Source organism: Microbacterium sp. VKM Ac-2923 (assembly GCF_022815605.1).
GTDB lineage: Bacteria > Actinomycetota > Actinomycetes > Actinomycetales > Microbacteriaceae > Microbacterium.
Map to the genome: position 1 here is coordinate 1 of NZ_JALGRP010000019.1, position 26,828 is coordinate 26,828.

Consider the following 26,828-nt stretch of genomic DNA (forward strand, 5'->3'; position numbering starts at 1 on the left):
ACCACGAGGGCGACGAACGACAGCGACGCCGCCGCCGACCTCACCGTCACCTCCGCATGGGGTGGCAAGACCCACAGCGCCGTCTCCCCCGGGGCATCGGTCTCGACGGCGATGACCGTCCGCGCCGCGTCGGTCGCTGCCGGATCCGTCGAGGTCACGGCCACGGGCGCATCCGGTACGCGCACGATCACCGCGCCATACGCGGCCATCAGCTGCAAGTGATGCGAGTTGATCCCGTCATGCGAAGAATCTAATCGGCGGACGCTCCCTCGAGTGGGGAGCGTCCGCTTGGGGCTTTCCTTGTTAGCCCAGGTATCTACGAATGCTGGCTCCCGAAACAACCCTGAATCCCAGATTGACAGATGACGATTGTCGCGCCGCGCTAGTCATTTTGTCCCGCAATAGCGCACCAGCGCGGGTGCCAATATGCCGACCTGGAATGGAAACAGTAGTAAGTGCAGGCATAAGATGGGGAGACATCTCGTGACCACAGAAACCGGTGATACCAATATCTCTAGGAACCTGGATCCCGCGGCGTTGGCACCGCAGCAAGGCTCCCGTCGCCAGGATGTCGCTCGAACAAACAAGCAGATCTGTTTCAGGATGTCTCTGCAACGCTTCGTCTAGAAGCCGCCCCCCAATGTCCACACCGGCCTTGGCCTGGTTAGCTTCGATGAGGCGCACCGGCTCATCAGGCAACGCTCGTGTCACGGTATCGGCGTAGGTGGCTCTTTGTTCGACTGCATATACACTGTTCCGCGTGGCCTGCCCTGCGAAGGTTCGGGAGTTCTGATCGCTCGCGACACCGTCTGGGAGGAAAAACCTGCAAGCGCGGCTACGTCCGCGAGTGTCGCGGCTCCGGTTCTGCGGCGAGAGGCTCGAGAGGACATGAGTCCGTGCGTTTCATCTTTCAATCCCAAGCTCGTCGAACTCAATACGAGGTTAGTGGCAAATGGTGAGTGAGTCGAAGCTGGCTGCACGCCGCGGAAACTACCCTCAGAGATTGCACCAAACGTTGCGCTTTTTCACGACCGCAAAACGAAACGTTGCACATCTGAGACTGCAATCCAGGAGCCTCTGTGGAGCGGAGGCATCCCTCTCGCTACCGATGGGGACTCTCTCGTGTGCACGACTGTGATTACCTGCGTCAGACCTTTCCGCTACGCATGGGCTCAATGTGCTTTCCCTCGTGGCGAGAACAGCATCCACCTCGGTCTCGACCTATTCCTGCGCGGCGGCGAGAAGCCCGAGGGTGGCATCCACAGCATCCGCGCCGGCATTGCCGATCGCCAGGGATAATCGGCGATCATGAGCGTTGACGTGATACGACGCGCTTACGCCTGCCTGCTATGCGGGTGCGGCTCAGGCAAATGTTCTCACGTGCGAAGCAAATCACTCGCGATCTCAGGCTCCCCGCACGTCATCCGACTTTTTGGACCGCGATCGCCATGAACAGAGCTTCGCCGTGCGAGATCGCTCCAAAAGCCAGTGGCTCGATTCGGGAATATAAATGTGTGCTCTCGACAATTATGGTTATGAACGTTTCGTTACCGGCATCCTCCATGGCGAGATGGTCGAACTCCACAAGGAGATCCCCTGCTTTGATCTGTTGGTTGATGCCTACTTTCAGATGGAAGTGCTCACCGTTCGGCTCTATTGAGTCGACTCCGATATGGATGAGCACCTCGGCTCCAGCCGCGTGACGGAGCTTCATGGCGTGGCCCGTCGGATGGACCGCGACAACGGAGGCATCAAACGGCGCGAAGACCGATCCGCTGCAAGGTCGGATGGCAAGGCCTCGATGCGGGCCGCCTGCCGCGGCTGTGGCCCCCGGCACATCTCTGAGCGGAACGGCCGTGCCGTCCGACGGGCTAAATACGGGTAGGTTGGTAGATGCGCCGTCCGATTTAGCGGGCATTTCAAGCGCGACCGGCTGCCTAAGGCAAACTGCAACGAGGATAAAAAGCGCTGCGACCGCGATAAATAAAGCGAGCGCAAGCACTAGCGCGCCTGGCGTACGAAGCGACGCAAGCCCGGGCAGTTCTGAAGAAGGCCCATAAGCCTCCCGTGCAAAGCGACGTGTCTTTCGCCGCCGACGTTCCCCAGGCTGCGCCGTCGGCGCGATGGAACGCGGTGTCCCGCATGCGCCGGTTGGCGACCAAACGCAGGTCGGCGAGCATGAGCGGCGCGTCTGGGCAGCGCATGCCTGCGTCGAGATCGAACTTCTTCCATCGTATGGAGCTCGCGAATTTCGGGGACTTGAAACTCGACCATGGATCTTTCCCTCATCTCGGCCGACCGCACCCACGATCCGCTGCAGGTCGATAGTTACAGTCGGGGCTCGAACCGGCGCGGCGGGTACACCGTGGCGACACGCGCGCGCAGTTCCTCAAGTGATGCGTTCGTGCTGAAGCATCCGAGCGCGCGTGCCTGGATGAGCACGTTGCCGAGCGCCGTCGCTTCGACAGGGCCGGCCAGCACGGGTAACCCAGAGCGGTCGGCGGTGGCCTGGCACAGCAGCTCGTTCAGCGCCCCGCCGCCCACGAGGTGGACGGCGTTCAGTTCTCGGTCAACTAACGACGCTGCGGTGTGCAGGGCCCTCGCGAATGCCTGCGCAGTGCTCTCGACGATGATTCGCGCAAACATCGGACGGCCTGCACGGCCCGGGGGGTCACATCCGAGCAGTGCAGCGATGCGTGCGGGCATGTCGCCGGGTACGGTAAGTGAAGGATCCTCAGCGTCGAACAGCCTCGCGGGAGCCGTTACGGCTCCTGCAGCAGACAGCAGCCGCCGGAGATCTATTGGTCTTCCGTCGGCTTCCGACCAGGCCCGTATTGTCTCGCTCAGCAGCCACAGCCCCGTTACGTTGTGCAGGAAGCGGACGCGCCCGTCGACCCCGCCCTCGTTCGTGAAGTTGGCCGCGCGGGCGGCATCCGTCACGATCGGCTCGGTGAGTTCCAGACCGACCAGTCCCCACGTCCCGCACGAGATGTAGGCGGCGTTCGGTGTCGACAGCGGCACCGCGACGACTGCCGAGGCGGTGTCGTGCGAGCCGACAGCGATCACGGGGATTGCCCCGAGCTCGGCCGGGGTGTCGCCGATCGTCTGGCCCGGATCGATCAACGGGGGCAGAAGACGAGACGGGATGCCGAGCGCCTCGGCGAGGGCGAGATCCCACTCCCCCGTGCGCACGTTGAGCAGGCCCGTGGTCGATGCGTTCGTCCGCTCGGCGACGCGGCGGCCTGTGAGGCGCTCGGCGAAGAGGTCGGGGATGAGTACGCTCGCCTCGGCGTCGGCCGTACGCGCTTCTGTGGCGTACTGGTACAGCGTGTTGAAGGGCAGGAACTGCAGGCCGTTGCGCCGGTACAGCTCCTCGAACGGGACGACCGCATGAACGGCATCCACCCCGCGGGCGGTGCGGTCGTCGCGGTAGTGGAACGGCTCCGCGAGCAGGCCGTCGGGGCCGAGCAGGCCGTAGTCGACGGCCCAGGAGTCGATGCCGACGCTCTCGATGGAGGGCTCGCGACGTCGAGCCTCGGCGAGGCCCTCCCGCACGTGGCCCCAGAGGGCGTCGACATCCCAGTGCCACCCGTCGGCACGCTCCACGGGACCGTTAGGGAAGCGCGCGACCTGCTCGAGCTCGAGCACCCCCTCCCCGACGCGGCCGATCATCACGCGGCCGCTGGTCGCGCCGAGGTCGACGGCCGCGACGGCCCGGACGGCGCCCGGCGCGGCGGAGGCGCTCCCGGCCGCGGGCGAGGGGTACGCCCGCGCGGCCGCCCGTTCGGCGCTGCTCATCGCAGGAACGCCGCGGCGACGCCGGAGTCGACGGGGATGTGCAGCCCTGTCGTGCGCGTGAGCTCGGGACCGGTGAGCACGTACACCGCGTCGGCGACGTTCTCGGGCACGACCTCGCGCTTGAGGATGGTGCGGTCGGCGTAGAACTGCCCGAGGTCCTTCTCGTCGACGCCGTAGGTGGCGGCGCGGTTGGCGCCCCATCCCGCGGCGAAGATGCCGGAGCCGCGCACGACGCCGTCGGGGTTGATGCCGTTGACCCGCACGCCGTGCTCGCCGAGCTCGACCGCCAGAAGCCGCACCTGGTGCGCCTGGTCGGCCTTCGTGGCGGAGTAGGCGATGTTGTTGGGGCCTGCGAACACGGAGTTCTTCGACGAGATGTAGATGACGTCTCCCCCCATCTTCTGCGCGATGAGCGCCTGCGCCGCGGCCTTCGAGACGAGGAACGAGCCCTTGGCCATGACGTCGTGCTGCAGGTCCCAGTCCTTCTCGGTGGTCTCCAGCAGCGGCTTCGACAGCGACAGGCCGGCGTTGTTGACCACGAGGTCGATGCCGCCGAAGGCGAGCACGGTCGCATCGATCGCGGCCTGCACGCCCGCGGCATCCGCGACGTTCGCGGCCACACCGATCGCGACGTCGGTCGAGCCGAGTTCCGCGGCGACGGCCTGCGCCTTGTCGAGATCGAGGTCGGCCACGACGACGCACGCCCCCTCGGCGGCGAGGCGGGTGGCGATGGCCTTGCCGATGCCGGATGCCGCGCCCGTGACGAACGCGATGCGACCCTGGTGGGTCTTCGGTTTCGGCATCCGCTGGAGCTTGGCCTCTTCGAGCGCCCAGTACTCGATGCGGAACTTCTCGGCATCCGAGATCGGGGAGTACGTCGACAGGGCCTCCGCTCCGCGCATGACGTTGATGGCGTTGACGTAGAACTCCCCCGCCACCCGCGCGGTCTGCTTGTTCGCGCCGTACGAGAACATCCCCACGCCCGGCACCAGCACGATGAGCGGGTCGGCGCCGCGGATCGCGGGGCTCTCGGCGTCGGCGTGCGCGTCGTAGTACGCCTGGTAGTCCGCGCGGTACTCCGCGTGCAGCTCCTTCAGCCGCGCGATCGCCTCCTCCACCGACGCGTCGGCCGGAAGATCCAGGATCAGCGGCTTCACCTTGGTACGCAGGAAGTGATCGGGGCAGCTCGTACCGAGCTCGGCCAGAGCGGGCGCCTTCTCGGATGCCAGGAACTCCAGCACCACGTCGGCGTCGGTGAAGTGGCCGACCATCGGCTTGTCGGTCGAGGCGAGACCACGGATCGTCGGGGCCAGCGCCGCCGCCTTAGAACGGCGCTCCACCTCGGGCAGCGCCGCGAAGCCGTCGCGCACCCCACCGAAGGGCTCGGCCGTGCCGTGCTCGTCGATGTAGGCCTGCGCGGTGTCGATGATCCACAGGCTGTTGCGCTCGACCTCGTCCGACGTGTCCCCCCAGGCCGTGATCCCGTGGCCGCCGAGGATCGTGCCGATCGCCCGCGGGTTCTGCGCCTTGAGGGCGGCGATGTCGAGACCCAGCTGGAAGCCGGGGCGACGCCACGGCACCCACGCGACCTTGTCGCCGAAGATCTCGGTCGTCAGCTCTTCACCGTTTGCCGCGGTCGCGATCGCGATCCCGGCGTCGGGGTGGAGGTGGTCGACGTGCGCGGCATCCACCAGGCCGTGCATGGCGGTGTCGATCGAGGGAGCGGCTCCCCCCTTGCCGTGCAGACAGTAGTCGAACGCGGCGACCATCTCGTCCTCGCGCTCGACGCCCGGGTAGACATTGACGAGGGCGCGCAGGCGGTCGAGCCGCAGCACCGCCAGGCCCTTCTCGGTCAGGGTGCCCAGGTCACCGCCCGAGCCCTTCACCCACAGCAGCTCGACCGGCTCGCCGGTGACGGGGTCGATGTCGGCGCCTTTCGCGGAAGTGTTGCCGCCGGCATAGTTCGTGACCCGCGGGTCGGAGCCGAGGCGGTTGCTGCGCGCGACGAGTTCGCGCGCGGTGGAGGTGGTCATGTCGTCGTCCCTCGTGATGGTGTCGGTGCGGTGGCGTCAGCGCCTGTGGGTCGGCGTCTGTGGTGTGGTCGTCGTGGTGTCGCCGGCGCGGCCTGGCTGTCGCCCCACGGTCGAGTGTCCAAAACACCCGGACGTTTTTCGAGACCGTCCGGGTGTTTTGGACACTCGGTGCGGTGCGGCCGCGCCGCGCGCGCCGAAAGATCGCGCGCTCAGGCGCCCCAGCCCGCCTGTGTGCCGCCGACGCGCTCGTCGGCGATGCGGGGCAGGTATCCGGATGCCGCGAACGCGGCCATCGGGTCGGCGGGGAGGCCTCGCGACTCGCGCCACTCGGCGAGGGCCGGGCGCACGTCCGTGTAGAACGCGTCCATGAGCACGGCGTTGGCCCCCAGCACGTCGTTCGCCCGCTGCGCCGCGTCGAGCGCGTCACGGTCGACGAGAAGGGCGCGGGCCGTCATCTCCTGCACATTGAGCACCGAGCGGATCTGCCCGGGGATCTTGTCTTCGATGTTGTGGCACTGGTCGAGCATGAAGGCCACGTCGGAGTTGTTCAGGCCCCCGCCGCGCACGACCTCGGTGAGGATGCGGAACAGCTGGAACGGGTCGGCCGAGCCGACGATGAGGTCGTCGTCGGCGTAGAAGCGCGAGTTGAAGTCGAACGAGCCGAGCTTTCCGAGACGCAGCAACTGCATGACGATGAACTCGATGTTCGTGCCGGGCGCATGGTGACCGGTGTCGAGGCACACCATCGCCTTGTCGCCGAGAGCGGCCACCTGCGCATATGACGTGCCCCAGTCGGGAACGTCGGTGTGGTAGAACGACGGCTCGAAGAACTTGTACTCCAGCACCAGGCGCTGGTCGCCGCCGAGGCGCGCGTAGATCCGCCGCAGCGAGTCCTGCAGGCGGTCCTGACGGCCGCGCATGTCGTTCTGTCCGGGGTAGTTCGACCCCTCAGCGAGCCAGATCTTCAGGTCACGTGAGCCCGTGGCATCCATCACGTCGATGCACGCGAGGTGGTGGTCGATGGCCTTGCGACGGATGCGCTCGTCGTGGTGCGTGAGGGCGCCGAACTTGTAGTCCTCGTCCTGGAAAGTGTTCGAGTTCACCGTGCCGAGGCTCACGCCCAGGTCTTCGGCGTGACGGCGCAGGGCGCCGAAGTCGTCGACGAGGTCCCACGGAATGTGCAGGGCAACGCTCGGTGCCAGGGCGGTCAGACGGTTCACCTCGGCGGCATCCGCGATCTTCTCGAACGGGTCGCGCGGAGTGCCGGCGGTGGGGAACACGCGGAAGCGCGTGCCGGAGTTGCCGAACGCCCACGAGGGCAGTTCGATGGCCTGCCCCTCCAGGGTCGAAAGGATCTCGGGGCGGAGAGTGGTCATGAGCGGGCGCCTTCGGTCGGGGCGGATGCCGCTGAACCGGCCTCCGGAACGGGGGATGCCGCGGATGCGGCACCGGAGCGGGGGGATGCCGACGACCCCACGTTCGCGAGCTGGTCGGCGAGGTGGAAGATCTCGGTGAGGGCGGTGGCGGCCTGGTCAGGTCGGCCGTCGAGGTCGCGGAAGAAGGGCGCCATCTCGGCCTCCCACGCGGCCGCGATGGGCGAGGCGGCGAGGAAGGCCTGCGCGGCCGCATCGTCGTCGGTCTCGTAGTAACCAATAAGCTGGCCTCTCTCGCCGAAGAACAGCGAATAGTTGCGGCGGCCAGCGGCAAAGATCTCGGCGAGCATGTCAGCGCGCACTGGGGTGTGGCAGGCGACATAATCGTCGACGAGCTCGGGACGGATGCGCAGTTCGAAGCAGACGCGCGTGGTCTGTGCGGTCATGGGTATTCTTCCCGAGACTGAATCGTTTCAATACACGATACCACAGGAAATCGTCCCGTGCGATATCGTCGTCAAATCATGGCGGTCAAGATTCAAGACGTCGCGGCGCGAGCCGAGGTCTCGGTGGGCACGGTCTCGAACGTCCTCAACGGTCGCGCCACTGTCTCGACTGCCACTGCCGAACGCGTGCGGGCGGCGATCGACACCCTCGGGTACGTGCGCAACGGCGCCGCGCGTCAGTTGCGCGCTGGCCGGAGCCGTTCCATCGCCCTGATCGTGCTCGACGTGGGCAACCCCTTTTTCGCCGCGGTAGCGCGCGGCGCCGAAGCCCGTGCGGCGGAGGACGGATACGTCGTCCTACTCGGCTCTAGCGGAGGCGACGGCGACCGGGAGCGCCTTTACCTTGACGAGTTCCGCGAGCAGCGGGTCGCCGGGGTGCTCCTCACCCCCACCGACGCTGACGGTGACGTCGCCTGTCATCTGGCATCTGCCGGCGTACCAGTGGTGCTTGTCGATGGGCGAACCGCCGGTGGCGACGTGTGCGCGGTGTCGGTCGACGATGTTGAGGGCGGCTACCTCGCGGTCGCCCACTTGCTTGCGCAGGGGCGGAGGCGAATTAGCTTCGTTGCAGGCCCGCTGTCCACCTGCCAAGTTGCTGATCGTCTCGCTGGCGCGCGCCGCGCAGTGGCAGAGGTTGAGGGGGCAGCGCTTGAGATCGTCGAGACGGATGCGATGACCGTCCTTGCCGGCCGGGCCGCCGGGGAACGACTGCGGGCACGCGACGATAAGCCTGACGCTGTGTTCGCCGCCAACGATCTGTTGGCCGTCGGGGTGCTGCAGGCGCTCACGATACTCGGCGACATCCGCGTGCCCGACGATATCGCGCTCGTCGGCTACGACGACATCGACTTCGCCGCCGCCGCCGTCGTGCCCCTCACCTCAGTTCGTCAGCCTGCCGAGGCCCTCGGATCCACCGCCGTCGATCTGCTGCTCCGCCAGCTCGACGGTGCACTCGACTCCGCCGATCGTCAGGTGCGGTTCCGTCCGGAGCTCGTGGTGCGGGCGTCAAGCGCGTAACCGCCCAAGCCTCGTCCGACGGCCGCACGGTTTCCCGCCGGACGACGGCGGATCCGTCGTGGCTTCCTCGTTCGTGCCCGAGTCTCCTCCCGGGCACGAAGGATGGGCGCAGAACTTCCCTCGGTGCCTGCGTCTCGCCCGAGGGAGCATGGCGCCCCGCGTGGACGGGAAGCACGATCTACGCGGGACGGCCGAACCCCGGCCGCCACATGGCGACCGGGGTCGAAGAGAAGGCTTCGATCAGAAGTTGAAGTCGGCGATGTTCGACGAGTCGAACACGTAGGGATCGCCCAAGAGCACCGTGGAGTCAGCGCCGACGGTGAAGCTGCCGAGCTTGCCCGCTTCGAACGAGTCACCCTCGGCGCCCTTGATGTCGCCGTCGATGAGTGCCTTCGTCGCGTACGCGGCGAGGTAGCCGAGGTCGGCCGGGTTCCACAGCGCGAAGGAGGTGATCGTGCCGTCCTGCACGTACTCGCGCAGCTGGTTGGGGGTACCGAGACCGGTCAGTGCGACCTTACCCTTGTACTCCGAGGTCGAGAGGTAGCGAGCGGCTGCGGCGATCCCGACGGTGGTCGGCGAGACGATTCCCTTGAGGTTCGGGTATGTCTGCAGCAGGGCGGCGGTGCGATCGAACGACGTCTGATCGTCGTCGTCGCCGTAGACGACGTCAACGAGTTCGATGTTCGGGTGGTTTGCGGCGAAGTCCTCCTTCATGAGTTCGATCCAGGTGTTCTGGTTCGTCGCGTTCGCCGCCGCCGAAAGGATGGCCACCTGGCCGGCGCCGCCGATCTGCTCCGAGACCAAGTCGACCTGCACCTTAGCGATACCCTCGGCCGTGGCCTGGTTGATGAAGAGGTCGCGGCAGGCTGCGTCGGTGTCGGAGTCGAACGTGACGACCTTGACGCCGGCGCTGCGGGCCTCGTCGAGCGCGTCGCAGATAGCTGAAGGGTCGTTCGCCGAGATCGCGAGTCCACCCACGCCCTGCTGGGCCGCGGTCTGGATGTACTGCACCTGCGAGGTGGGGGTCGCCTCGCTGGGTCCGACCTGTTCGAAGGTGCCGCCGAACTCCGCGATGGCCTCCTCGCCGCCCTGGTTCGAGGTCTCGAAGTAGGGGTTGCCGAGGTTTTTCGGCAGGAAGGTGATCGACAGATTGCCGCCGTCGCCTTCGCCGGTCGAGCCTCCTCCTGAGCAGCCGGTCGCGACGAGAGTGACCGCCAGGGCGAGAGCGGCGGCAGCGGTGCCGACGCGGGTTTTACGAGTGAATGCGAACATCGTTTTCCTTCCGTGATGCGGGTGGTGCGTGCGGGGTCAAACGGTCGATGCCGAGGCTGTCGTCCGTGCGCCTCTCCTCTTGCCGAGAGCAGCTGCGCGTCGGGACTGCAGCCAGGCGAGGAAGCTGGCGGACACCACCGAGAGCACGAGCAGGGCCCCGGTGATGACGTTGATGATGTCGCTGGTGACTCCGGCGAGACGGAGGGTGCTACCGAGGGTGCCGATGAGCAGCACACCGGCGATCACGCCGTGCAGCGCGCCGCGGCCGCCGAAGATGGACACGCCCCCCAGAAGTACCGCGGCGATGACCTGCAACTCCATGCCCATAGCGTTCTCGCCGCGGGCGTTGCTGTAGAGCAGGGTGAAGTAGACACCGGCGAAACCCGAAACCGTGCCGCTCAGGACGAAAAGGGCGAACTTCGTGCGGGCGACGTCGATGCCTGAGAACTGTGCCGCCTCCTTGTTCAAACCAATCGCGTACAGGGACCGACCGAAAGGGGTGAAGTGCAGCAGAACGGCGAACATGATCGCGAGCACGGCGAACGGGACCATGATGAGCGGTAGCGGAGTCCCCGGGACGTTCGCCTTGGCGAGGTCGGTCCACGTCTCAGGGAATTCTGTGACGGCTTCGGTACCGAGAAGACCGACCGCTACACCGCGGAAGAGGGCGAGGGTTCCGATGGTGACAGCCAGTGACGGCAGACCCACCACGGTGACGAGGAACCCGTTGATCGATCCCGCCACGAGGCCCACACCCATTGCTGCGAGGGCCGCGGCCTCGAACGGCCATCCGCTTTGCGTCAGGACGCCGACGGTGACACTGGACAGACCCACGATGCTCGCCACCGAGAGGTCGATCTCCTCGGTGATGATGATGAGCGCCATCGGTAGGGCGATCAGCAGGATGGGTGCGATGTCGCGCAACAGGTAGGTGGCCGTCAGGGGGCTGTCGAAATTGCGGACGGTCGCCAGCGACACGGCGATGACGACCAGCAGGATGCCGATGATGGCGGCCTCCCGCGTGAGCAGAGCGCGACGCCAGAACGGGCGGGCGTGCGCGCGGTAGGTGCGGGCGCGGTCGTCTACGGCGGTGGAGGTCATCGACCCGTCTCCCTCTCTGCGGTGAGCTTGCGGGACTGACGGACGGCGAGCACGCGGTCCAGCACGATGGCGCCGAGGATGAGGGCACCGACAACCGCACGCTGCCAGAAGTCATCGATGCCGAGGATCGGCAGGGCACGGTTGATGGTCAACAGCAGGTACGCGCCGATGGCCGCGCCCCACACCGTGCCTACCCCTCCCGAGATCGCGACTCCGCCGATCACGGCGGCGCCGATGGCCTGCAACTCCCAGCCGAAGCCAGCGTTGGACGCGACGGTGCCGTAGCGGGCGGCGTACAGAACGCCGGCGAGACCCGCGAGCGCGCCGCTGGTCACGAATGCGCCGATGATGCGCCGATTGACGTCCAGGCCGTAGAGGTGGGCGGCGGCGGGGTCGGACCCGATAGCGTACAGCTCACGTCCGCTACGCAGGTTGCGCAGGTACCAGGCGGCGGCAATCAGCACGATGACGGCGAGGATCGTCAGCAGCGGGATGCCGAGCACCTGACCCGTTCCCAGCCCGCGGAAGTCAATGGGCAGATCTGAGGCGTTGACTCGGTTGCTGCCGGCCCATGCGACATTGACGCCCCGGTAGATGTACATCGTGCCAAGCGTGATCACCAGCGCCGGCACCTTCGCGTATGCGACGAGGGCGCCGTTCACGAAGCCCAGGATGCCTCCTACGACGATGCCCGCGAGGAACACGACCAGCAGTGGCAGGCCCGGGACGTCGATGAAGAGGCGTCCGGTCAGGTACGCCGTCAGACCGACGACCGACCCGACCGACAGGTCGACGTTGCGCGTGATGATGACGATGGCTTGGCCGACAGCGACGAGCAAGAGCAGCGACGGGGTCAACAGCAGGTCGCGGAAGCCATCGGGAGAGAAGAGGAAGGTCGGGTTGTTCACCGTCGCGACGACGATGATCAGCACGAGGGCGAGGACGATTCCGCTCTCTCGCGCCGTGGTGACGTGCGAGACGAGCTTCGCCGCGGCGCTGGTGCCCGGCCGGACGGGGGTGGCGGTGCTCATCGGAGGCCTTCCGCAATGAGAGTCGTGGCGGACGGTGTGGGTCGGGTGCGTGCGGCGCTCACAGCGGCGCCGCCGCGTCAGCGGTCGCGGCGAACATGATGGCTTCGGGAGTGGCATCCGCTCGCGCGAACTCACCGGTGAGACGCCCTTCACGCATGACGAGCACGCGATCCGCCATTCCAAGTACCTCGGGGAGTTCGCTCGAGATCATGAGGATCGCGAGCCCCTGCTGAGCGAGTTCGGATAGAAGGCGGTGCACCTCGCTCTTGGTGCCCACGTCGATGCCGCGGGTGGGCTCGTCGACGATGAGCACGCGTGGCTCCGTGGCGAGCCATTTGCCGATCACGACCTTCTGCTGGTTTCCACCGCTGAGCGTTCCGGTAGTGGCATCCAGGGCCGCGGTCTTGACCTCGAGTCGGCTCGCCCACTCCCGGGCGGCCCGGTTCTCGTCGATCGTCCGCAGCAGCCCCCAGCGCGAGAGCTTGGCGCGGATGGCGAGGGTGATGTTGCGCGAGACACCCTCATCGAGCACCAGGCCCTGCTTGCGACGATCTTCAGGAACGAGGGCAAGTCCTCGCGCGGTGGCCTGACGCACGCTCAGTTTCGGAAGCACAGCGCCCCCCACGCGCACGGTACCCGCCTCATACGCGTCGACGCCGAAGACGGCGCGGGCGACCTCGCTGCGGCCGGCGCCGACGAGGCCGGCGAGACCGACGATCTCGCCGGCGCGAAGGGTGAACGAGATGTCGCGGAAGACGCCGCGGCGCGTCAGCCCGTCGACTTCCAGCACCACCTCACCGGGAGTCGACGGAAGCTTCGGGAACAGCTCGGTCACGTCACGGCCGACCATCTGGCGTACGAGGTCGTCGACGGTGGTCTCGGCGATTGGCGTCGTGTGGACGTAGGCGCCGTCACGCATGACGGTGACGGTGTCGCAGAGGGTGAAGACTTCATCGAAGCGATGAGAGATGAACAGCAGGGCGCGACCCTCGTCTCGAAGGCTCCGAGCGACGGCGAACAGGCGATCGACCTCCACCCCGCTCAACGCAGCGGTGGGCTCGTCCATGATGAGAACGCCCGCGTCGAGGGATATTGCCTTGGCGATCTCGATGATTTGCTGGTCGGCGATCGAGAGGCCCTCGGTGACTCGGTCGGGATCGAGGGCAACACCGAGCCGCTCGAAGATCCGAGTTGCTTCCTCGCGCATCGCCACGCGATCGATGCGGCCCCAGCGACCGGTGGGCTGGCGCCCCATGAAGATGTTCTCCGTTACCGAGAGATCGGGGAAGAGCGTCGGTTCTTGGTAGATGACCGCGATTCCGGCGGCCTTCGACTGCGCAGTAGACACGAAATCGACACTCTCGCCGTTGAGCAAGAAGTCGCCCTCGTCGCGGCGGTAGAGCCCCGCGATGATCTTCACGAGCGTCGATTTGCCCGCGCCGTTCTCGCCGATCAAGGCGTGGATGGATCCGCGGTCTAGTGTGAGGCTGCCGGAGCGCAGAGCAACCACGGGGCCGAACGACTTTACGACGCGGCGCAACTCGAGGGCATGGTCGGACGTGGCACGTATCGCGTCAGCCATGCGGCCTCCTCGTTGAGGGTGATCCAGTTTCCCGGCAATCTGAATCGTTTCAGAGTAACGTCAGCCACAATAGGCCGAGCCCGACCATGCGGTCAAGTTGGTGAGGTGACGAGACCGGATCTTAACGTGGCGGGACATCGGGGCCCATCGACGTCCGCGATCTTTCCCTCACCTATGCCGAACCGAGATCGGAGAGAGAGAGTGAAGGCACGCCAGGCGCTGCGACTGGATGCAGAATTCAAGCCTCGGCCCAATCCCGCGAAATTTTCGCTTGGCGGATTGCAGGTCGGGAATTAGGATGATACGAGCCTGAAACGATTCAAGACGGTTGTAGTTTCAGGTGACCGACGACGGACATCCGGTTCGTCTAGACCCAAGGGATGTATCGACGTTGATGCTCTTCACACCTTCTCGACCGAAAGGACGCGCGAGCCTCCTCTCGACGATTGCACTGACGGCGCTTGTCGCAAGCTTTGTCGGCGCAGGACCCGCTTCACCCGCCAGCGCGGCCACGACGCTTCACGCAACGGACCTGCAGACCAACGGGCGTGATGACCCGCTTGGCATACCGGGGTCGCCGCCCACGTTCGGGTGGACTCTCGATTCGACCGAGCGGGGCGTAACGCAGTCTGCCTACGAGCTCCAGGTAACTCGTGATGGGAACCCCGTCTGGTCGAGCGGGAAGGTCGAATCCTCTGACCAGAGCGATCTCGTGTATAGCGGCCCGGCGTTGGAGAGTTCAACGGAGTACGCCTGGCGGGTGATGGTCTGGGACGGAAAGGGTGCTGCCTCGGAATGGAGCACGCCAGCGACCTTCGAGACGGGTCTGCTGCAAGCGAGTGACTGGAACGGCTCTTCGTGGGTCGGGAAGACAGCCCCGTTCGCGAACTGGACCGACTACACCACAACCCTCGACTTCACGATGAACAACGCGGCCTTCGGCGTGTTCCTTCGGTCCGCGGGGCCCGGCAACGCGTACATGTGGCAGCTCAACGTTGGCACGTCACCCGACTCCGTGCCGATGCTCGTGCCTCACGTGCGCGTGAACGGCAACTACAGCTCGTTGACCGGCGTCGACCTGCGGAACTTCGGGTTCACCCGGAGCGGGCTGGTGAGCGGGAGTCACAAGCTGACCTTTAAGGCCACGGGCACGACCATCGAGACGTCCCTCGACGGCAAGGTCGTCGACACTCGCACAGTCACCCAGTTCGCGTCAGGTGGCGTCGGCGTTCGCACCTTCGGCGGAGAGTCGGTGACGGTGCGCGGCCTGTCTGTCGTGAAATCGGATGGCACGTCGTTGGCAGCACCCGATTTCGCCGCAGGAAACCCCCTGAACGCGGGAACGTACGCGAACAACGCAGTGACGGTCACCGGCACGACGGATGCGATGTTGCGGACACCCGAAACCAACTCACCGCTTCTGCGCACGACCTTCGAGACCGACAAGAGCAAGACCATCGAATCTGCTCGGGCCTACGGATCCGCGCACGGCGTCTACGAACTCTTCCTCAACGGCAAGAAAGTCGGTGACCAAGAGCTGGCTCCGGGCTACACCGAGTACGCGAAGCGTATCCAATCGCAGACATACGACGTCACGGACCTCGTCGCAAGTGGCAAGAACGGATTCGGCGCAGCGGTTGGCGACGGTTGGTGGGCGGGCAAGGTCGGCCTGGACGGGAAATACCAGTACGGTACCGACCTCTCTGTCGTCGCCCGACTGAAGGTCGTGTACACAGACGGCACCGAGCAGTGGGTGAATACAGATCCCAGCTGGAAGTGGGCCCCGGGTCCCTATGTCGCGTCAGACCTGCAGCTCGGCGAGACGTACGACGCGCGGTTCGAGCAGAAGGACTGGTCCACGGCAAACTTCGACGCCTCCGCCTGGTCCACCGTGCGCGAAATGCCGTCTGATACGGCGAAGCTGTCTCCGCAGCCTGACGAGCCGGTTCGCGAGACGCAGGTGCTGAGCACCGTGGCAGTGACGACGCCCGAAGCTGGCGCGACCGTCTACGATCTGGGGCAGAACATGGTGGGTGTCGCCCGCGTCACCATGACGGGTAAAGCCGGCCAGACCGTTCGACTTCGCCACGCCGAGGTGCTGAACCCGAACGGGACGCTCTACACGGCCAACCTTCGGGCCGCGGTGTCGACCGACTACTACACCTTCGCTGCCGACGGCACCGTCACGTACGAGCCCAGCTTCACGCAGCACGGTTTCCGCTATGTCGAGCTGACGGGCCTGGATCAGGCCCCCGCGGCCGCCGCTGTGTCCGGAGTGGTGTGGGGTTCAGACCTCACGCGCACGGGAACGCTCGAAACCTCGAGCACCATGCTGAACAAGCTCCTGAGCAACGTCTCCTGGGGCGCACGCGGCAACTTCCTTTCCATCCCGACCGACACCCCGGCGCGCGACGAACGCCTCGGCTGGACCGGCGACATCAGCATCTTCGCACCCAGCGCGAGCTACATGTTCGACATGCGCAGCTTCCTGGGCAAGTGGATGCTGGATGTCCGCGACGAGCAAAAGCCCGACGGTCAAATTCCTGCCGTCGTGCCATCGACCAACGGAGCTTTCGGAGACAGCGGACCGGGGTGGCAGGAAGCCGTCGTCACCGTTCCCTACGCGCTGTATCGGGCATACGGCGATGTGTCCCAGGTGAAAGCCAACTGGCCGAACATGCTCAAGTTCTACGACTTCGCCGCATCGCGGATCGGTCAGGACAACCTCGGGGCTTACGCCAGCACGTTCTTCACGAACGACGACTGGCTCAGCCTGGAGGACACGAGATTCGCCTCCAACGACACGAAGACGACGGCGCTGTGGGCTGACTGCGTCCAGAAGCTTGCCGAGATGGCGACGGCCATCGGAGACCCTCGGGCGGCCGAGCTCACCGCACGCTACGCACAGATCAAGAAGGACTTCGTGGCCGCCTACGTGTCCTCGGACGGAACTGTCTCGGGTGGGACCCAGACGGCGTATGCGCTGACGTTGGGGATGGGTCTGGTCGATGATGCCGCGTTGCGTGCGAAGGTGGGGGCGAAGTTCGTCGCCAAGCTCGCGCTCACGGACAACCACCTGACCACCGGATTCATCGGAACGCCATACCTCCTGCCCGCCATGTCGGCGATTGGTCGAGACGACCTCGCCTACAAGATGTTGCTCAAGGACACCTTCCCGTCGTGGGGATACGAGATCTCCAAGGGCGCGACGACCGTCTGGGAACGATGGGACTCCATCAAGGCCGACGGTTCCTTCGGTGACGTGGGCATGAATTCGTTCAACCACTACGCCTATGGAGCCGTGGTCGACTGGATGCACCAGCACATCGGCGGTATCCGCATCAATGAGCCTGGCTACAAGTCCAGCATCATCGAGCCCACTCCCGGCGGGTCACTGACCAACGCCGACGCTGAGATCGAAACCGTCTATGGTCTGCTGAGCAGCTCGTGGAAGACCACCAGCACCGGCCTCGCGGTTGACGTCACCATCCCGGTGAACACCACCTCGCAGGTCGTGATCCCCACGGGCGCGTCGCAGGTCGTGCTGGAAGGCGGCGCTCCCGTCGCCGGTGTCGCTGGCGTTCGCAAGGTGGAAGCTGACTCCGCTCGCGGAGTGACGCTGGTCACAGTCGGCTCAGGCTCCTACTCGTTCAGCCTGGCCAACGCCTCGCCCATAAAGGTGCAGTTCTCCGCCGAGGCGCGCTGCATCGCGGGCAAGGTGCAGCTCGTGATCAAAGCGACCAACAACGGTGACACGGCTGCATCGCTGGCGATGACGTCGACATACGGAGCGAAGAACGTAACGCTCGCGGCGGGCGCCAGTACCTCCGCGATCTTCGCTGCTCGTTCGAAGTCGGTTCCGGCTGGCGAGGCAAAGGTCGCGGTGACTCAAGGATCGGCGACAGGCACAGTGACAGCGGCCTATGCCGCCAAGTCCTGCGGCTGACCCCCGCACCCAGTTCCACCACTGGGTGTCGGTGAAAAGCAGGTGCCTGGGGCCGGTGATGCGCCGGGCTCGGGCACCTGTTGGGGGTCGCGAGGCGAGAGACCAACCCTAAGTCCGGCCCGAACACGACCGCAATGTGCGGTTACCTTGCTACTCGTTCGACGTCGGGGTCGAACAGAGAAACGGAGTACACAATGAAATTTTCGAAGGGCGCCGCTGCGCGCCTCGCCGTCGCGGCGGTGGGCAGTTTGGTGCTAGTCGGCACGGCCAGTGCCGCGTTCGCCGCCGAGGTCGGAGATAAAGACGTCGACGTCAATGTGAACATCACGCCCGTCGTGGGCCCCGGCAGCTTGAGCCTGACGGTGGCGGGAACGTCGGCGACGCTGGCGGAAACCGCATCCGGAGCCCCCGAGGTGCGTCAGTTCAATGGGTCCCTGCCCACGGTCACCGTTAGCGACACGCGTGCTGTCGGCGACATCCCGGCGGACCACTTCTGGTACGTGGTCGGTCAGGCTTCGGCCTTCACCGGTCCAGGTGGCGCCAGCATCTCCGCGGACCACCTTGGATGGACCCCACGCCTCGTCAACGGTGGCGCCACCGGCCTCGTAGCCGAGGGTGAGGCCGTCGGTACTTCAGAGGACACCGGCGTCGACGCGGTCGGCCTCGTCGACAAAGAACTGCTCTTCGCCACGACCGAGTCAGCGGACGTAAAGCAAGGCGGCGAGTCATCCTGGACCGCAAATGCCGCGCTGGTTCTGAAGACCGACAAAGGCGTCGCGCCCGGCGCGTACTCCTCGAAGCTGACGTTGTCGCTCTTCGAGGACGCATTCACGCCAACCCAGCCGTGAGTTCGGGTATCGGGGGTCGAGTCCCCAGCAGGACGCGACCCCCGATACCGTTCGTGCGAAGATATCGACGGCAAGGACAGGGTTGGGCATGTGCTCGCGCCCATCATCTTGGGATTGTGCTCGCTCCCGTGCTGCGCACGGCTTACGGCCCACACGCCGATAACAACACCTAATTGGCAATCCCCACCGACGCGTCGGGTCCGTACTTCCATGGCGTCATCGCGCAGGGAGCGAAGCCCCGGATCCCTACGAACGGGATTCCCTTCGATCTACAATTCCGGCCACACGAAGGTGACCTTCGCCCGCACCACGACAGATCACAGCTTCACTTACCCTGACTGATGGTTGCGCCATCCACGACAGCCTCGCGATGGCGCCGATGCCCACGGGTCTGAGGTGACCATCGAGAGCTACGCCAGCTGGGCAGCATCTCGTTCTGAACTACCACCTCCCGGATACTCCCCCGGGCACCCCTCTTGACTGCAAGCATCGGTGGATGACGGACCGGTGTGAATCGTTCCAAAAAAAGTGTTGTGATCGCTAACAACGAGGAGTATCGTCCTTATGCCCGGGTCGGGAGCGGCTCGGACCCCCGCGGTCTCGGCCCGGACGGACGCGCTACTCAGTGCAGAGTTCGACCGTTACCTATTCGTAGTCATCATCCGCATCTGACATTGCCGTCGGATGCATGAGCTTTAAGGACGGAACCTGATGAGACGACCAATTCCACTGACTGATTTAACTCACGACAGTCCACGAGGGGCGCAACTCTGGCGGCGCAGGGTGGGAATGCTCATAGTCGCTGCGGTCGCCGGCGCCATGATCGTCTCCACACCAAATGCGGCTCTCGCTGCCACTTCCGAAACCCCCCTCACCGACCTCGCCGTCACCTCGCAGACCAATGGATGGGGGACGGCGAAGACCGACCGCTCCCTCGATGGTCGGCCGCTCACCCTCGCGGGCAAGACCTACGATCGGGGCTGGGGTACCAATGCGCCCAGCACCCTCGTCTACGAACTGAGCAAGCAGTTCATCACCTTCACGTCCGATGTGGGAATCGACGACGAGGTGGGCTCGTCCGGACGGGTCAAGTTCCTTGTCTACGGCGATGGAAAGGAGCTCTGGAGCAGCACCGAGATGACGGGTGACTCCGCCACGCAGACAGTGAACGTCGACGTCACCGGAGTGAGCATGCTCCGCCTGGTGGTCGACCAGCTCGGCGACCTGAGCTACGACCACGGCGACTGGGCCGGCCCCAAGCTGATCAGCTCGCAGAACCCCATTGTCGGTTTCTACGCCACCAAGGACGGAAGCAAGCAGCCGCTCGAGACACGACAGGCCGTCTCGTACGGAACCTCAGCGAGCGACGCGCTTGCCACGCTCCCGACCGAAGGCTTCTCCCTGTTCCGCGACGGCACCTACTTCGCATTCCGCGCGACGTGGGCCTTCGACTCGGCCTACGACCCGAACACACCGGGCGACAAGGCCGTGACGGCCACGATCACCTCGACCTCCGCGGGCGGTACGGTCATGGCCTCGAAGGCGGGCGTTGTGAGCGTCCTTCCACAGAGCGCTCTGCCAGCGCCGTGGTCCGATGCCAAGGTCGGCGATTCCACGACAGGAAGCGCCACCTGGGCGAACGGCACCTTCACGGTGGCCGGCAGTGGTTCGGACATTTGGAACCGTCAGAGCGGATTTCACTTCGCTTTCCAGCGGTACTCGGGCGACGTACAGCTCGTTGCGCGCCTCGACAGCATCACCGACACCGACGACTGGGCCAAGGCGGGACTGATGATCGCTGACGGTCTCGAAGCCGACGCCAAGTTCGCGTCGGTCCTCGTAACCCCCCGCCGCGCCGGTGGTCTCGAGCGCCGAGACACCGTCGCTGGCGACACCATCTGGGTCGGCGGAACAAGCGGGGTACCCGCGCTCCCGCTCTACCTGAAGATCGTCCGTTCGGGTGACACCATCACCTCCTCCCGGTCGACCGACGGCAAGGACTGGACAGAGATGGGTTCCACGCAGGTGTCCATGAAGTCCGCTGCCTACATCGGATTCGCCGTCACGTCGCACAACACAACCAGGATCAACACGGCCACGTTCAGCGAAGTCTCCGTGGGGCCCGCGACGATGGATCGCAGCCGCTTGCAGGCGGCCATCACTCAGGCCGCTCAAGTGATCACCCAGACACCGGTGGGAACTGCGGTCGGCGGCGTGACTCAGGCAGCCGTCGACACGTTCAACGCGGCCATCTCGGCGGCACGTGCGGTAGACGCGAACACGACAGTGCGTCAGGCGCGGATCGATGAGTCGACCAATGAACTCGCGACCGCTCTGACTGCCTTCCAGACGAGCACCGTGCAGGGAGCTTCCAAGCCCTTCATTTCCAACAAGGACCTGAACGGTAGTGGCACCCCCACCGTGGGAGACCTCGGGATCGCCTCCGATCTCACCCGACCGGGCGCGACGGGATCGAGCATTGCCGATGTCGACAACAATGGCCGCACCGAGGCAGCCGACCTGAGCGCGATCGGAACGGACATTGCGAACAAGCGCATTGCCGCTTACACGCCTCCTCTCGGATGGAACAGCTGGGACGTCTACGCGAACACGGTCAACGAGGCGCAATTGCGCGCTCATGCCGACTACGCGGCAGCCAATCTCAAGCAGTATGGCTGGCAGTACATCGTCAACGACATCCAGTGGTACAACCCTCAGGCCAACGGTTCCTACAACATGACGGCACCGGCCATGGACCGGTACGGGCGGCTCCTCCCCGCGGAGAACCGCTTCCCGAGTGCTGTGAACGGTGCCGGCATGAAGCCGATCGCCGATTACGTCCACAGCAAGGGCCTGAAGTTCGGCATCCACATCATGCGTGGCATCCCGCGCGCAGCAGTCGATGCCAAGCTTCCGATCAAGGGCACCAATTACACCGCCGACCAGATCGCCAACAAGAACAGCTCGGCAGCGTGGAACGGCGACATGTGGGGCATCGATGCGTCAAAGCCGGGTGCGCAGGAGTACGTCGACTCGCTCCTCGAGTTGTACGCCGAGTGGGAGATCGACTTCATCAAGATCGACGATCTGTCAGCCCCGACCTACCACCAGGCAGAGGTCGAGCTCTACCGGAACGCAATCGACAAGACGGGGCGCCAGATCGTCTTCAGCACGTCACCGGGCAACACGCCCATCGCGGCTGGCGAGCACGTTCAGGACCACGCCAACATGTGGCGCATGTCGAACGATTTCTGGGACAACTGGCCCGCAATGCTCGAGATGTATGAACTGACCGATCAGTGGACCCCGTTCCGTGGTCCCGGTCACTGGCCCGACGCCGACATGATCCCGATCGGGAAGCTGGAGATCCGCACCGACCCCAACACGGGGGCGGAGCGGGACGGCCGGATGACGAACTTCACCCGCGACGAGCAGATCTCGCTCATGACGCTGTGGTCGATGGCGAAGTCGCCGCTCATCCTGGGCAACGACCTCCGCGTCCTCGACAGCGACCCGTGGACGAAGGCCCTCATCACGAACCGGGCCGTGCTGAACGTCAACCAGACCAGCACCGACAACAAGCTCCTCTACCGGACGGGCAGCCAGCTCGCGTGGACGGCGAAGGCGACCGACGGCAGCACCTACCTGTCCCACGCGAACCTCGCGCAGAGCAACGCTATGATGTCGACTTCGCTGTCGCAGTTGGGTCTCCCCTCGACCGGTCGCTACCTCGTGTACGACCTGTGGAGCGATTCCTACCTGGGGACGGTGACTGGAGACGACAGCGTCGTCACCTCGGTCGCAACGCACGGCGCGCGCCTGCTGCAGCTCATCGACGTTACCCGTACGGCGAGCTTCACGACGGCCCCCATCACCACCACTCCCTACTCGACCGAGGTCGCCGCGGCGGCGACCCCGGGCGGACCGGCGATCACCCTCACTGGAACGGGCGAGCGCACGGTGGGCTCGACCGTCGAGGTGACGGTCAGTGGCACCGGCCTTGCCGGGTCGACGGCTCAGGAGGTCGACGTCGCATACGACCCGACCAAGCTGACCTTCGGCGCAGCGGCGGGCAAGGACGGCACGACGGCGGTGAACACGGACGCGTCCAAGCCCGGACACGTTCGCCTGCTTCTGACCAACCCGGCGGGTCTCAGCGGTACCGCCGCATTGGCCGCCGTCACCTTCACGGTGAAAGCGGCGGATGCGTCGGCGACGGCATCGGCGACGGTGTCCGACAAGAGCGGCCGTGAGTCCGTGACCAATGGGGCGACGGCGATCAGCTGGAGCGCCGCCGCCACGGGTCCGAAGGTGACAGCCACCGCTTCGGCACGTTGCGTAGCGGGCAAGGCCGCTGTCATGGTGACGGTCACCAACGCCGACTCACAGGCCGTCGAGGCCACCGCGACGTCGCCGTGGGGAGTGCGTTCGGTAAAGGCGCTGCCCGCGGGTAAGGCGTCCGCTCAGGTGTTCAGCACCCGGGCGAACCAGGTGGCCGCCGGGTCCATCGAGGTCAAGGCGACCGTCGAGGGACGAAGCGGGACCACGGTGGTCAACGCCGCATACTCCGCCATATCCTGCCGCTAGGGGGAGTTCGGCTGATCTCGACCGCGCCGGGGGAATCCGGGCATCTGCAAAGGTGCCCGGGGTTCCCCCGGCGTTGCCCGTTCGAGATTGTCCGCCAGCCGGATAGTAGAGCTGGGTGCCCGACTCGTAAGACAGCCCCGACTGGGCTTAGACGGAGGAGAGCTTGTTTGATTCGATCCCCGCGTGGGTAACGGTCTGAGTCGATCGACGAGGACGAGAGCGAGCAGAAATTGCAGCCAAATACAACCGGCAGAGGTATCAGGCCAGTTCGCAAACGGGTCGACTGTAAACAACAGGCGAGTCACTGCTCCGAGCGCGGCGGTTCAGAGCAGCGCAGTTCGTCTAGCGCGTTCCGCCAGGCACGAGAGTCTCGCACGTCTAAAAGGTCGAGTTCGTGGCCCTGGAGTCGCGCAACCCGACGCGACGACGTCCAGGTGGGTATTGCCTGCTTTGGCGCGGGGGAAAATCGCGACCGGAAGCACCACGTCGCCGAAGACCTCATCACCTACACCCACTGTCGCCGGCCGCGGCGTCAGGCAAAGCAGTCACGATTCAGCTCCCTTCTCTCCGCTGAAGTGAGCGGCACTCCACCGAAAGACGACCCGCAGCGGGGTCGAGAAAGAGACCTTCAATGCATAAGAGTCATCGTCGACGACTGTTCCTCCTGTCAGCACTCACCACAGTCGGACTCGTCGCGCCCCTGCTGAGTAGCGCATCTGCGACTGCGGCGCCCACTGATGTGACGGACGGACTCGTCGCCCGGTACGCGCTCGATGAAACGTCGGGGAGCGCGGCGTTGAACTCAGCTCCGGGCAGCACCATTGGCGCCGGCGTGGTCGAAGGCGAGCCTTCGTGGGACGCCAGCAGCGGATCGTTTGCCTTCTCCGGAGGACCGGACGGGAGCGGCAACGCCATCCGCCTTCCCAACAACGTGAATCGCGGCCTGAGCTCCGTCTCGGTCGACTTCGACGTGTGGATTTCTCCGGAGCAAGCTAATTACTACATGATCTACGGCATCGGAAGCCGTGCTCAAAGTGGAGCGGGCGAGCGTTACCTCTTCGGCTCCGGCGATTCGTTCCACACGGTGATCACCCCCGGCGGCCAAAGTCAGGAGATCAACATCCAACCGTCAGGGAACCCGACCCTCGCCCGGGGAGTGTGGAAGCACATGACCTACACGCAGACGGGCCAAACAGGGATCCTGTACGAGGACGGCGTGGAGCGTGCACGCAACACATCGGTGACGACCACGCCGGACCAATTGGGCTCCACTTCGTTCAACTATCTCGGCCGCAGCGTCTACGGATGGGACCCCTCCTTCCACGGCAAGCTGCGGGATTTCCGCATCTATAACAGGGCGTTGTCCGCCTCGGAGGTGGGCACCCTTTCGATCGACGTTTTGAAGGAAGCGACCGCCCTCGACGCGGGGGCCTTGAATCTGGGTGATCTCTCCGCCCTGACATCGTCGCCTCAGCTGCCCCAACAGGGCCCGAACGCCACCTCGATTGCCTGGACGACGTCGAATGCCGCCGTCATCTCCTCAACCGGTCAGATCACTCGCGGTGCCGAGGGGTCTGGCCCGGCTAATGCGACCCTTACCGCCACCGTCAGCCGCGGGAACCAGTCAACGCAGCGCGCTTTCATGGTGACGGTGAGTCCACGAAACGACGCCGCCGATGCCCAGAGCGCGGCCGCTGCGATCACCATCCCGCGCTTGAGTGACATTCGCGAGAACATCACCCTACCGACGGAGGTTTCGGGAGCGAAGGTGAGCTGGGTCTCATCGTCTCCGTCGATCATCAGCGCCACCGGCGTCGTGAACCGTCCCGCAAACGGTGCGGCCGCGGCGAAGGTCTCTCTGACCGCGACGGCACGTATTGGGGCCGCGTCGGCCACACGTGAGTTCGAGGCAACCGTCCTCCCGGCGCCCGCTGTCGGGGAGACGCGCGCCTACCTCTTCCCCTACTTCACGGGGGAAAGCTCACCCGAAGACGAAAGGGTGCGGTATGCCATCTCGAATGGCAACGACGCTCTCGATTGGGTCACCATCAACGACAACAAACCCGTCCTGGAGTCGAAGTTTGGCGAACGAGGATTGCGCGACCCCTTCGTTATCCGGTCGCCCCAGGGTGACAGGTTCTACATGCTGGCCACAGACTTGAACGCACACCGAACAGGTTTGGACGGCTCTCAGGTCTTCGGCAGCCGGTACATCGAGGTGTGGGAGTCCACGGATCTGGTCACCTGGAGCGAGCAACGCCACGTTCTCGTGTCCAAGGCCGAAGCCGGAAACACCTGGGCACCCGAGGCCTACTACGACCAGAAACGTGGCCAATTCGTCGTGTTCTGGGCCAGTAACCTGTACCCGAGTGGCCGGTTGGACGTCCCCCGCGACCCCGGGACGACGTACAACCGAATGATGTACGCCACCACTCGCGACTTCGTCAGCTTCAGCGAGCCTCAGGTCTGGATCGACGAGCAGCAGCCGGGGTTAGGGAATGGAACCATCGACTCGACCATCATGGAAGAGGATGGCTGGTTCTACCGGTTTACCGTCACCGAGAGCTCGAACATCCCGCGCGTGGACCGCACGAAGGACCTGTACGCGTCCATCACCCCCGGAAACAACCCCTGGCTCGGTAACCGCGGAAACGCTTGGGAAGCACGACAGAGTGCGATCGGCTTCGGGCAAACGTACACGGGAACCTCAGGGCGCTCGATCTTCTTCGACGAAGGTGAAGGCACATCACTGTTCCGCCCTAACAAGGGCGACGTCAACGGTGACAAGGGCGTCTACGCCTTCATCGACCAGGCTCCGTACTATGGCGGCGATGGGTACGTTCCTTTCAAAGCCAGTAGCCTCGCCGCCGGAGATTGGACCATCGCTCAAAACCGGAACCTTCCCGAATCGGCGCGCCACGGAACGGTACTGCCCATCACCACTTCGGAGTACGAAGCCATCCTGGCGCGCTACCAACCCGATCGTCTGATCACTGCCGACGATGTCGCACTGACGACATTGCCTGCTGCGGTCCCCGCTTTGCCCGCAACCGTCGCTGCCGTCGAAGGTCGCGGCACCAGCGCGGAGCGAGATCTGGGACAGATTCCCGTCACATGGGAAGCCGTCGACCCGAAGCTACTCGCCGCCGGATCGACGCTAACGGTGCAGGGCTCCATCGGCGAACACGGTTTTGTCGAGGCTGTCGTCACCGTCGCCGATGTGACCGTCTCGGTTTCGTCACGCTGTGTCGCGAAAAAGGTCACCCTCATCGCCCTCGCACGAAATGGTGAAGACGTTCCCGTCACGGTTGGCTTGGCCTCCCCCGCCGGCGCACGCAGCCTCGTCATCGCGCCAGGAAAGTCCTCGTCTGTCGCCTTCGCCACTCGCGCGAACACTCTCCCCGCCGGAGAGGTACGTGTCACCGCCACAATGCAAGGCGGAGCTCAGAATCTGCAATCCCAGGTGGTGTACGCACCGCGCGCTTGCTGAGACTCGGATAGTTGAACGCCCCGAGGAGGAGCCCCTCGGGGCGTTCAGTGTCCTCGCAAGCCATCTCAGTCGCCCCGTCTCGAGGGTATAGGTGCATCTTTTTACGCCAGAACCGCCGCCAGGCGACTCGGTCTGTAAGCACGTCAGACCTACACAAATCCCGGGAATGAATCGGCCTGACTTTCGTTCCTAGTGGGGGCTTTGTCCGACAAGTGCCGGCTGGCCTGATTCTTGGTCAGCGTAG

At 65.2% G+C, this 26,828-nt stretch carries 15 protein-coding genes and 1 pseudogene; 6 read left to right on the forward strand and 10 right to left on the reverse strand.

Going from position 1 to position 26,828, the window contains the following annotated elements; all coding sequences use genetic code 11:
• The coding region (locus MT347_RS17510; protein WP_243502623.1) for a hypothetical protein at window positions 1-222 on the forward strand (222 nt) is incomplete at its 5' end.
• An 81-nt stretch (window positions 223-303) separates the two neighbouring features.
• Here the strand turns inward: MT347_RS17510 and MT347_RS18575 are convergent.
• From MT347_RS18575 to MT347_RS17535, 6 genes and pseudogenes are all read right to left on the reverse strand, one after another.
• Window positions 304-753: pseudogene (locus MT347_RS18575) on the reverse strand (substrate-binding domain-containing protein); the annotation flags it as partial.
• A 667-nt stretch (window positions 754-1,420) separates the two neighbouring features.
• Window positions 1,421-2,002 (reverse strand): PTS glucose transporter subunit IIA, encoded by a 582-nt coding sequence (locus MT347_RS17515; RefSeq protein ID WP_243502624.1) that lies wholly within the window; start codon window positions 2,000-2,002, stop codon window positions 1,421-1,423.
• Between the two features lie 326 nt (window positions 2,003-2,328).
• Window positions 2,329-3,798 carry a rhamnulokinase family protein gene (locus MT347_RS17520; protein ID WP_243502625.1) on the reverse strand — a complete coding sequence of 490 codons (1,470 nt, stop codon included), beginning with the start codon at window positions 3,796-3,798 and terminating at the stop codon, window positions 2,329-2,331.
• Complete coding sequence (locus tag MT347_RS17525) at window positions 3,795-5,831, reverse strand: bifunctional aldolase/short-chain dehydrogenase (RefSeq protein WP_243502626.1); 2,037 nt, start codon at window positions 5,829-5,831, stop codon at window positions 3,795-3,797. Before MT347_RS17525 ends, MT347_RS17520 begins: the two co-directional genes overlap by 4 nt.
• A 209-nt stretch (window positions 5,832-6,040) precedes the next feature.
• Complete coding sequence (gene rhaI, locus MT347_RS17530; RefSeq protein ID WP_243502627.1) at window positions 6,041-7,207, reverse strand: L-rhamnose isomerase; 1,167 nt, start codon at window positions 7,205-7,207, stop codon at window positions 6,041-6,043.
• Window positions 7,204-7,650: an L-rhamnose mutarotase gene (locus MT347_RS17535; RefSeq protein ID WP_243502628.1), complete on the reverse strand. Its 447-nt coding sequence runs from the start codon at window positions 7,648-7,650 to the stop codon at window positions 7,204-7,206. The genes rhaI and MT347_RS17535 overlap by 4 nt, the downstream gene beginning before the upstream one ends.
• Window positions 7,651-7,728: 78 nt before the next feature.
• On the opposite strand from MT347_RS17535, the gene MT347_RS17540 reads away from it, so the two are divergent.
• On the forward strand, window positions 7,729-8,727 hold the full coding sequence (locus MT347_RS17540) for a LacI family DNA-binding transcriptional regulator (RefSeq protein ID WP_243502629.1): 999 nt from the start codon (window positions 7,729-7,731) through the stop codon (window positions 8,725-8,727).
• A 240-nt stretch (window positions 8,728-8,967) separates the two neighbouring features.
• Here MT347_RS17540 and rhaS read toward each other — a convergent pair whose 3' ends face one another.
• Genes rhaS through MT347_RS17560 form a run of 4 tightly spaced genes read right to left on the reverse strand, consistent with a single transcriptional unit; the run spans window position 8,968 to window position 13,713 of the window.
• Window positions 8,968-9,999, reverse strand: coding sequence for a rhamnose ABC transporter substrate-binding protein (gene rhaS, locus MT347_RS17545; protein ID WP_243502630.1), 1,032 nt, complete (start codon window positions 9,997-9,999; stop codon window positions 8,968-8,970).
• 36 nt (window positions 10,000-10,035) lie between these two features.
• Window positions 10,036-11,100, reverse strand: a complete 1,065-nt coding sequence (locus MT347_RS17550) for an ABC transporter permease (RefSeq protein ID WP_243502631.1) — start codon at window positions 11,098-11,100, stop codon at window positions 10,036-10,038.
• Window positions 11,097-12,131 carry an ABC transporter permease gene (locus tag MT347_RS17555; RefSeq protein ID WP_243502632.1) on the reverse strand — a complete coding sequence of 345 codons (1,035 nt, stop codon included), beginning with the start codon at window positions 12,129-12,131 and terminating at the stop codon, window positions 11,097-11,099. Before MT347_RS17555 ends, MT347_RS17550 begins: the two co-directional genes overlap by 4 nt.
• 58 nt (window positions 12,132-12,189) lie before the next feature.
• The gene (locus tag MT347_RS17560) at window positions 12,190-13,713 is read right to left on the reverse strand and encodes a sugar ABC transporter ATP-binding protein (protein ID WP_243502633.1); all 1,524 of its coding nucleotides are present in this window, start codon (window positions 13,711-13,713) and stop codon (window positions 12,190-12,192) included.
• A gap of 340 nt (window positions 13,714-14,053) precedes the next feature.
• Between MT347_RS17560 and MT347_RS17565 the strand changes: the two genes are divergently transcribed.
• The 4 genes from MT347_RS17565 (at window position 14,054) to MT347_RS17580 (ending at window position 26,584) form a co-directional block, all read left to right on the forward strand.
• Complete coding sequence (locus MT347_RS17565) at window positions 14,054-17,659, forward strand: alpha-L-rhamnosidase (protein WP_243502634.1); 3,606 nt, start codon at window positions 14,054-14,056, stop codon at window positions 17,657-17,659.
• 194 nt (window positions 17,660-17,853) lie between these two features.
• Window positions 17,854-18,507 (forward strand): hypothetical protein, encoded by a 654-nt coding sequence (locus tag MT347_RS17570; protein WP_243502635.1) that lies wholly within the window; start codon window positions 17,854-17,856, stop codon window positions 18,505-18,507.
• Window positions 18,508-19,296: 789 nt separating this feature from the next.
• The gene (locus tag MT347_RS17575; protein WP_243502636.1) at window positions 19,297-23,094 is read left to right on the forward strand and encodes an NPCBM/NEW2 domain-containing protein; all 3,798 of its coding nucleotides are present in this window, start codon (window positions 19,297-19,299) and stop codon (window positions 23,092-23,094) included.
• A 739-nt stretch (window positions 23,095-23,833) separates the two neighbouring features.
• Window positions 23,834-26,584 carry an immunoglobulin-like domain-containing protein gene (locus MT347_RS17580; protein ID WP_243502637.1) on the forward strand — a complete coding sequence of 917 codons (2,751 nt, stop codon included), beginning with the start codon at window positions 23,834-23,836 and terminating at the stop codon, window positions 26,582-26,584.
• Window positions 26,585-26,828 lie beyond the last annotated feature (244 nt).